Raw genomic sequence first — 8634 nt, 5'->3', positions numbered from 1 at the left:
TCTTTTATCAACCTCAAATGCTGTGACATTTCGAACTTTTACAAGTTCTTTGGTTAAATCACCTAAGCCAGGTCCAATTTCTGCGACTTTTAAATCGTCATTGGGCATCGCTTGGATGATCTTATGAAGATAGATATCATTCTTCAAAAAGTTTTGACCAAATTTCTTACTTGCAAATTCGGTTAAATTTTCAATAATCATACTATAATCTACCTTTATACTATATTCTAATCCCGCGTTTGGGATAATTTTTGTATAATCTTATCATAATTTTGAGAGGAAGACGGCTAATTAGATGGATTATTTTGCAAAACGTATCATACCTTGTCTTGATGTGAATGACGGACGGGTAGTTAAAGGTGTTAATTTTGTTGGTTTACGTGATGCAGGGGATCCTGTAGAAGTTGCCAGACGTTACAATGAAGAGGGTGCAGATGAGATCACTTTTCTTGATATCGGTGCGAGTCATGAAGGACGTGACACCATTGTGGATGTCGTGAAAAAAGTAGCACAGGAAGTCTTCATTCCTCTTACTGTGGGTGGAGGGATCAGAGAGCTTTCTGATATCTATAACCTTCTCAATGTAGGTTGTGATAAAGTAAGTGTGAATTCTGCAGCCATTAAAAATCCGGCATTCATTGAAGAGGGTGCAAAACGTTTTGGGTCTCAATGTATTGTAGTAGCCATAGATGCCAAAAGAGTCTCTGAAGATAAATGGCATATCTTTACCCATGGGGGACGTAACGATACAGGTTTGGATGCATTGGAGTGGGCAAAAGAAGTATATGACAGAGGCGCAGGTGAATTGCTTGTTACCTCTATGGATGCAGATGGTACAAAAGCTGGATTCGATAACACTTTAAACAAGAAGATAGGTGAGCTTGTAAACATTCCGGTTATTGCCTCTGGAGGCGCAGGAACAATGCAACACATTGAAGAAGCTTTTACCCTTGGCAATGCAGATGCAGCATTGGCAGCTTCTATCTTTCACTTTAAAGAGATTGACATTATGGAATTAAAAAGCTATCTTAGAGCGAAAAACATCCCAGTGAGAATGTAGTTTATGATAATTTGTGCAGGTGAGAGTGAGCAGTTTGATTTTGCTTTGCCCGTTGGTATTGGTATGACAGATGTGGCTATTAATTTAACGCGTTTATGTTTGTCTCAAAAACCAAAGTTTATATTGTTCGTTGGGACAGCAGGTTCGTATGGGGAAAAGAAAGTTTTTGACATTATAGAATCAAAGACAGCTGCAAACATAGAAAACAGTTTCTTTACAGGCGGTTCATATACCCCTGTAGATAATATGGTTTCTACTGCAGAGGATGTTTCACGTGAAACAATAGTGAACAGTTCTAATTATATTACAACAGACAAAAATTTAGGCAAGGCGTATCTTTCTAAAAATATACATTTGGAAAATATGGAATACTATGCGGTATTGAAAGTAGCAAAATCTTTTGAAATACCTGCGGCAGGTATTTTTATCGTGACAAATTATTGTGATGAAAATGCACATAAAAACTTTATGGATAATCATAAAGAAGCAATGCTCAGATTAACTGAGTATATAAAAGAAAGTAAATAAATGACAAAAAAGATAATACAGGATCTGACAAAAGAAGAGTTAAGTGAACTGATCAAACCTTCTTTCCGTGCAAAACAGATATACAATTGGATCTACCATAAGTATGCAGACTCGTTTGAAGAGATGAAAAACCTTCCAAAAGAGATGAGAGAAAAGCTGGATGAAGAGTATACTGTTGCTCCTCTTAAAACAGTCATGGTACAAAATTCCAAAGACGGAAGCCGTAAATATCTTTTTGAACTTCATGATAAACATACGGTGGAAGCTGTACTTCTTTTGATGAGAGAGAAAGAGTATCATGAAGATGGCTCTGTAAAGCATCAGGAACGATATACAGTGTGTATCTCATCTCAGGTAGGGTGCAAGGTAGGCTGTGCATTTTGTTTGACTGCAAAGGGTGGTTTTATGCGTAATCTGACTGCAGGTGAAATTGTTGAACAGTTACGTATGATCAAGAAAGATAATGACATTGATGCCAACCGTCGTGTCAATATTGTCTATATGGGAATGGGTGAGCCACTTGACAACCTGACTGAGGTTGCTAAGTCTGTAAAGATCTTTGCAGATCCAGAAGGTATGGCAATTGCCACACATAGACAAACTATTTCAACCTCTGGGCTTAGTGCAAAGATAGAGAGACTTGGAAAGATGGAGCTAGGAGTGAATCTGGCTATTTCTTTACATGCAGTTGATGATGATCTGAGACAACAGTTGATGCCTATTAACAAAGCGTACAATATTGCTTCTATTATTACTGCAGTGAAAAACTTTCCTGTCAATGACCGAAAAAGAGTGATGTTTGAGTACCTTGTCATCAAAGATGTCAATGATGATATCTCTGCAGCCAAGAAGTTGCTTTCCCTTCTTGATGGGATCAAGGCCAAGGTAAACTTGATCTATTTTAATCCATATGGGGGAACAGAGTTTAAACGTCCAAGTGAAAAAGATATGAAAGAGTTCCAAGAATATCTCACTAAGAGAGGGTTGCACTGTACGATCCGTGAATCCAAAGGATTAGATATTTCAGCGGCTTGTGGTCAGTTGAGAGAACAAGAATTAGAAGGAGAAGGTTAATGCCAAGTTTGGAACTTTTTATGTTGGGGTTTATCATACTCGTAGCAGCTGTGGGTGTGGGTTGGTTTATCTATGAATCTCGAAGTGATGAGGAGAAATAATTTTCTCCTTAGCTTTTATTAAATACTCTTCTTTCTTTCTCGCAAATTAAATATTTCATCTCAGTAAAATTACTCTTACTTTCTATATGAAATTTAGGACCTATACTAAATGACAAGCTCTGCGCATGAAGCATCAATCTACTTGCACCCATTTCTATCATACGATCTTCCGGACTGAGTTCCTCTTCTAGATAAGCATTAGCAGCTTTGAAGGTTGTACCGTAAATGGGATCACCTAAAATGGGATGTTTCACGTGAAACAAATGGACCCTGATCTGATGGGTCCTTCCTGTATGAGGATAGCATGCTACAAGAGTCGCATCAAGTATTTCATCATACTGAAGAGGAATGAAGTCTGTGTGTGATTCCTTCCCGTCATCAGAGATAAAGACCTTGTGTTTGGTTTGGCTATAGTCATTATTGATCTTGATGCGCTCACTTGAAGAAAAGGGTTCTGTGAGTTTGCCATCCACCCAGGCAAGGTAAGATTTTTTAATACTTCTGTCTTCGAATGACATCTTTAAATAGGACTCTGACTTTTTATGTTTGCTTGCCAAAAGTAATCCAGAGGTTTCCATATCGATACGGTGTACCGCATTCGCATTATCGCCCGCAATGGTACGAATTTCATCGAGAAGAGAGTAAGGGGTAGCCATGGTATTGGGATGGACCAAAACACCGGAATACTTCTCAAAGACCATAAAATCTTTGTTGTGAAAAAGAGGTTTGTTCCCTTGTGTGGAAGGTTTGAAATAGACAACTTCTATTTCGCCTTCTATGGACTCTCCAGTATTAAATATAGATTCACCATTGATAAGCAGTCTGCCTTTTGCCAATACCCGTTGGGCCTGACCCTGCGTAAAGTTAAAGGTTCGCATGATAAATAGAAATGCGGGCATTTTCTCTGTTACTGTAAATTTCTCTTTAACGAATGGCATATCTGCTTCACCTTAGTATTAAACAGTCAGCTCATACGACTAGTCGTATTATTAACTGCTATTTTGGTAGAATTGTATCAAATTTTTATACACATAAAGGTATGCAATGATTGAAAGATATTCAAGAGAAGAGATGGCAAAGAACTGGACAATGCAAGCGAAGTATCAAGCATGGCTTGATGTTGAAATAGCAGTTGTCAAAGCATGGAATAAACTAGGTCTGATCCCTGATGACGATGCACAAAAGATAGTTGACAATGCAGGGTTCTCTGTTGAACGTATTGACGAAATAGAAGCAGTGACAAGACATGACCTTATTGCGTTTACAACCTCTGTTTCTGAAACACTGGGTGAGGAGAGCAGATGGTTCCATTACGGGATGACAAGTTCTGACACTGTTGACTCTGCGGTTGCTTTACAGATGACAGCTTCGCTTAAGATCATTATTGAAGACACTAAAATGATGATGGGGTCAATTAAAAAAAGAGCAATGGAACACAAAATGACATTGATGGTAGGACGTTCACATGGTATACATGGAGAGCCAATTACTTTTGGTCTTGTACTTGCTGTATGGTATGACGAGATGGCGAGACACTTAGTGAACTTAGAGCAGACTATGGATGTCATCGCTGTTGGACAGATCTCAGGTGCGATGGGTAACTTTGCTCACGCGCCTCTTGAACTTGAAGATTATGCAATGGAAGAGTTAGGACTTAAGTCTGCACCTGCATCAAATCAGGTGATCCAGAGAGACCGTTATGCGAGACTTGCTACAACACTTGGACTTCTTGCATCAAGTATTGAAAAGTTTGCCGTACAGGTTAGACACTGGCAACGTACAGAAGTGTATGAGTGTGAAGAGTATTTTGCTAAAGGCCAAAAAGGTTCTTCTGCAATGCCTCACAAAAGAAATCCAATTCTTACTGAAAACATTACAGGATTGGCACGTATGGTCAGAGCATACATCACTCCGGCAATGGAGAATGTAGCGTTATGGCATGAGAGAGATATCTCGCATTCATCAACTGAACGCTTTTGGTTGCCAGATTCTTTTATCACATGTGACTTCATGATGCACCGTATGAATAATGTGATCGCTAATCTTACAGTTATGCCGGAGAATATGATGAAGAACCTAAACCTTACTGGTGGATTGGTATTCTCTCAGCGTGTACTTCTTGAGCTTCCAAAAGCAGGCGTGAGTCGTGAAGATGCTTATAGGATCGTACAAAGAAATGCGATGAAAGTATGGGAAGAGATACAGCAGGGAAGATCTACTACAAATGATAAAGGTGAGTCACTTTACCTTCAGTACCTACTCGCTGATGAAGAGTTGGGTGAGTCACTTTCAGAGTCACAGATAAGAGAGTGTTTCAACTTTGATTACTACACAAAAAATGTAGATGCAATTTTCAAAAGAGTTTTTAAATAAGCTTATAGCACATCATTGTGTGTTGGATATTTCACACTGTACTAATAGTATAGTTTTGAAATGTCCGACACACCCTAATTCACTCTAATCTTAGAATGATTTGAGTGTTACTTTTTTGCCTTTTATTGGTATAAATAAACCTTATATTTTTCGATACTTCCCACACAGACAGCCTTTCAAAAACTATCACAAAATCTTATAAAAAAGATGCCTAAAAATGATACAACTTTTCAAAAGTACACAAGGTAAATTTGAGTAAAATCGGATTAATTATTTCACCAAATTTAGGTGAACATGTCTATAACCAGGAGCAAAAATGATCAGAGTTGTAAAACGAAACGGTAGAGTCGAAACTTTAGACGTAGGGAAGATTCAGAAATATACAGCAGCAGCAGTAGAGGGTCTTGTACGTGTAAGTCAAAGTGAACTTGAAGTAGATGCTAAACTCCAATTTCGTGACATGATCACTACTGAAGAGATACAGACTACACTGATCAAAACAGCGGTCGATAAGATTGATATTGACAGACCAGATTGGACATTTGTTGCGTCTAGACTTTTCCTTTATGATATTTATCACAAGGCGACAGGGTTTACAGGATATAACCATTTGCGTGAACACTTTGAACGTGGAGAGAAAGAAGGACGTATCGTTCTTGGACTGAAAGAGAAGTATGATCTTGATGAGCTGAATGACTATCTAAAACCAGAACGTGACCTGCAGTTTACTTACCTGGGTATCCGTACGCTTTATGACAGATATTTGTTGAAAGACCGTGAAGGAGTACCTATTGAATTGCCTCAGCAACTCTTTATGGGTGTGGCTATGTTCTTGGCTCAAAATGAATTTGACTGTCAGACATGGGCAAAAAAGTTTTATGATATCTTGAGTAAGTTTGAAGTAATGGCAGCAACGCCTACCTTGTCAAATGCAAGAACACCAAGACATCAACTGAGCTCTTGTTACATCGGGTCAACACCTGACAACATTGAAGGTATCTTTGACGGATACAAAGAGATGGCATTACTTTCCAAGTTTGGTGGAGGTATCGGTTGGGACTGGTCTTTGGTTCGTGGTATGGGCTCATACATCGATGGGCATAAGCATGCTGCGGGAGGTATCGTACCTTTCCTCAAGATTGCCAATGATGTTGCCATAGCAGTTGACCAACTTGGTACACGTAAAGGAGCTATAGCTGTTTACATAGAGCCTTGGCATGTTGACATCCGTGACTTCCTTGACTTGAAGAAAAACTCAGGAGAAGAGCGTCGTAGAGCACATGACCTTTTTCCTGCGATCTGGCTCAATGACCTCTTTATGAAAAGAGTAGAAGCAGATGAGATGTGGACACTTTTTGATCCATTTGAAGTGACAGAATTGACAACACTCTACGGTGATGCCTTTGAAGAACGATATATAGAACTTGAAAACTCAGATGACAAGATCACAAGAGAAAGAGTCTCTGCAAAGAATCTTTGGAAAGAGATGCTTAGATCTTACTTTGAAACAGGAAACCCATTCTTAACATTTAAAGATACAGCAAACAGAGCCAACCCTAACAAGCATGTGGGTGTGATCAGAAGTACGAACCTTTGTACAGAGATCTTCCAAAATACAGGACCAAATACGTACAAAACACAGTTTACATTTGAAGACGGAACCAAGGAAGCCTATGATGAAAATACAATGCTTACTGTTGACAACGGAACTACAAAACCTGCGAAAAAAGTGACAGCCCTTGACAGTATAAATGGTAAACAGATATGGATAGTAGACAAAGAGAAAACAGATGGGGACACGGCTGTATGTAACCTTGCCTCTGTCAACCTTTCCAAAGTGCATACACAAGCAGACCTGGAACGTGTTGTCCCAACAGCGATCCGTATGCTTGACAATGTCATTGACTTGAACTTCTATCCTCTTGCTAAAGTAAAGAGAACGAATGAAAAATCAAGATCTATAGGTCTTGGTGTGATGGGTGAAGCTCAGATGCTTGCAGAATCAAAGATCGAGTGGGGAAGCCATGAACACTTTACAAAAATAGATGAAGTGATGGAATCATTCTCTTACTATACTATTGAAGCATCAAGTAATCTTGCTCTGGAAAAAGGGAGATACCCAACCTTTGAAGGTTCGGACTGGTCAAAAGGTATATTCCCTATAGACAAGGCAAATGAAAATGCTTGTAAACTGGTTGACAGAGGTGGACTCTTTGGTTACAGTCATGACTGGCAGGGACTAAAAGAGAAGGTGAAAACAGACGGTATGAGAAACGGGTATCTTATGGCGATCGCACCGACAAGTTCTATCTCTATCTTGACAGGGACAACACAAGCCATAGAACCTGTCTATAAAAGAAAGTGGTTTGAAGAGAACCTTTCAGGGCTTATCCCTGTAGTGGCTCCAAACCTTTCTGCAGATACTTGGCAGTACTATACACCTAGTTATGATCTGGATCAAAATGCACTTATCAAAGCAGGGGCGATCAGACAGAAATGGTTAGATCAAGGACAAAGTCTTAACATCTTCATCACGCTTGACAAAGCAAGTGGTAAATACTTAAATGAGATTTACATGAACGCTTGGAAGTTTGGATTGAAATCGACTTATTACTTGAGATCTCAATCGCCTGAATCTTCTGGAGATGTTGAAGATAGAAGTCAAGAATGTGTAGGTTGTCAGTAAGTATAAATACATGACAGAGACAAACATGAATATATTGGATGCATCAATATTGTTTTCGAGAGCGGATAATGTAAAAACGCAGTTAGATTTCATTTACGGACATCAAGCTATTTCTGAAAATGATCGACAAGTGTTTGAGTATTTGATCAGAACACTTGATAAAATATATATGTCTGCTAATACCAAAAAGCATAGACAAGATCTGCAAGATTTTATTTTACACAATAGTGATAAGATCTATAAAAAATATACTGAACTGTCTAATGTGGTCTTGACAAATGACGACAGTGAATTGACATCTACTAACAGTTATGACCTAAAGCTGGATTAATGATTTTATACTTGTTTCCAAACTTTGTTTGGAAATGAAGAGCACAATATTTTTTCTTAAACTTTTACCTCTTATTCCTTATTTTCTTTATTGCTGTACCGAAAGCATAAAATGAACTCTCAAAAGAATCATACTGATATATATAAAATGAAAATGCAAATTGCTAACGCTGAAAATCAGATTTTATAGTTATTAGATTTTTTTGGAGTAAAGATATTGTTGAATTTGATAAAAAAGTATAAGAAACCTATATAATCAACACTAGCTTATCTAACTCACAAAATAAACCACTTTAAACCCTTTTTTAACCGTAGGTATGGAAAAAATAAAAAAAAGGCTTATTTTGGCCGCTAAAAAGAGGCCATATTGACGAAAAAACTATAGTGTTTATTAGTCACCTGTGTAGAGTTGTCTTGGTCTTGCGATCTTAGATGTTTTGTCTTGTTTGAACTCTATCCATTGAGATATCCATCCTACAGTT

At 38.3% G+C, this 8634-nt stretch carries 8 protein-coding genes; 6 read left to right on the top strand and 2 right to left on the bottom strand.

Annotated features, from left to right (window positions below; all coding sequences use genetic code 11):
* A partial coding sequence (locus ABYK33_RS11265) for an rRNA adenine N-6-methyltransferase family protein (RefSeq protein ID WP_373033314.1) occupies nucleotides 1-201 on the bottom strand: 201 nt, incomplete at its 3' end.
* A 94-nt stretch (nucleotides 202-295) separates the two neighbouring features.
* On the opposite strand from ABYK33_RS11265, the gene hisF reads away from it, so the two are divergent.
* Genes hisF through rlmN form a run of 3 tightly spaced genes read left to right on the top strand, consistent with a single transcriptional unit; the run spans nucleotide 296 to nucleotide 2662 of the window.
* Nucleotides 296-1060, top strand: a complete 765-nt coding sequence (hisF, locus tag ABYK33_RS11260) for an imidazole glycerol phosphate synthase subunit HisF (protein ID WP_373033313.1) — start codon at nucleotides 296-298, stop codon at nucleotides 1058-1060.
* Nucleotides 1061-1063: 3 nt separating this feature from the next.
* Nucleotides 1064-1588 carry a purine-nucleoside phosphorylase gene (locus ABYK33_RS11255; RefSeq protein WP_373033312.1) on the top strand — a complete coding sequence of 175 codons (525 nt, stop codon included), beginning with the start codon at nucleotides 1064-1066 and terminating at the stop codon, nucleotides 1586-1588.
* Nucleotides 1589-2662, top strand: coding sequence for a 23S rRNA (adenine(2503)-C(2))-methyltransferase RlmN (gene rlmN, locus ABYK33_RS11250; protein WP_373033311.1), 1074 nt, complete (start codon nucleotides 1589-1591; stop codon nucleotides 2660-2662).
* 109 nt (nucleotides 2663-2771) lie between these two features.
* Here the strand turns inward: rlmN and ABYK33_RS11245 are convergent, their stop codons facing one another.
* Nucleotides 2772-3701, bottom strand: a complete 930-nt coding sequence (locus ABYK33_RS11245) for an RluA family pseudouridine synthase (protein ID WP_373033310.1) — start codon at nucleotides 3699-3701, stop codon at nucleotides 2772-2774.
* Nucleotides 3702-3807: 106 nt separating this feature from the next.
* On the opposite strand from ABYK33_RS11245, the gene purB reads away from it, so the two are divergent.
* The 3 genes from purB (at nucleotide 3808) to ABYK33_RS11230 (ending at nucleotide 8153) form a co-directional block, all read left to right on the top strand.
* Complete coding sequence (gene purB, locus ABYK33_RS11240; RefSeq protein WP_373033309.1) at nucleotides 3808-5136, top strand: adenylosuccinate lyase; 1329 nt, start codon at nucleotides 3808-3810, stop codon at nucleotides 5134-5136.
* Between the two features lie 316 nt (nucleotides 5137-5452).
* Nucleotides 5453-7822 (top strand): ribonucleoside-diphosphate reductase subunit alpha, encoded by a 2370-nt coding sequence (locus ABYK33_RS11235; RefSeq protein WP_373033307.1) that lies wholly within the window; start codon nucleotides 5453-5455, stop codon nucleotides 7820-7822.
* A gap of 10 nt (nucleotides 7823-7832) precedes the next feature.
* Nucleotides 7833-8153 (top strand): hypothetical protein, encoded by a 321-nt coding sequence (locus ABYK33_RS11230; RefSeq protein ID WP_373033305.1) that lies wholly within the window; start codon nucleotides 7833-7835, stop codon nucleotides 8151-8153.
* The last annotated feature ends 481 nt before the right edge of the window (nucleotides 8154-8634 follow it).

Origin of the sequence: Sulfurovum sp., from assembly GCF_041562805.1 — a bacterium.
Classification (GTDB): Bacteria; Campylobacterota; Campylobacteria; order Campylobacterales; family Sulfurovaceae; genus Sulfurovum.
The sequence above is the reverse complement of the archived record's forward strand: the minus strand, read 5'-3'. Positions and strand labels throughout refer to the sequence as shown.

Excerpts from the sequence above, each read along its gene's own strand:
- rlmN (WP_373033311.1), top strand. The coding sequence starts at position 1,589 with ATGACAAAAAAGATAATACAGGATCTGACAAAAGAAGAGTTAAGTGAA.
- ABYK33_RS11230 (WP_373033305.1), top strand. The coding sequence starts at position 7,833 with ATGACAGAGACAAACATGAATATATTGGATGCATCAATATTGTTTTCG.
- purB (WP_373033309.1), top strand. The coding sequence starts at position 3,808 with ATGATTGAAAGATATTCAAGAGAAGAGATGGCAAAGAACTGGACAATG.
- ABYK33_RS11245 (WP_373033310.1), bottom strand. The coding sequence starts at position 3,701 with ATGCCATTCGTTAAAGAGAAATTTACAGTAACAGAGAAAATGCCCGCA.
- ABYK33_RS11235 (WP_373033307.1), top strand. The coding sequence starts at position 5,453 with ATGATCAGAGTTGTAAAACGAAACGGTAGAGTCGAAACTTTAGACGTA.
- ABYK33_RS11255 (WP_373033312.1), top strand. The coding sequence starts at position 1,064 with ATGATAATTTGTGCAGGTGAGAGTGAGCAGTTTGATTTTGCTTTGCCC.
- hisF (WP_373033313.1), top strand. The coding sequence starts at position 296 with ATGGATTATTTTGCAAAACGTATCATACCTTGTCTTGATGTGAATGAC.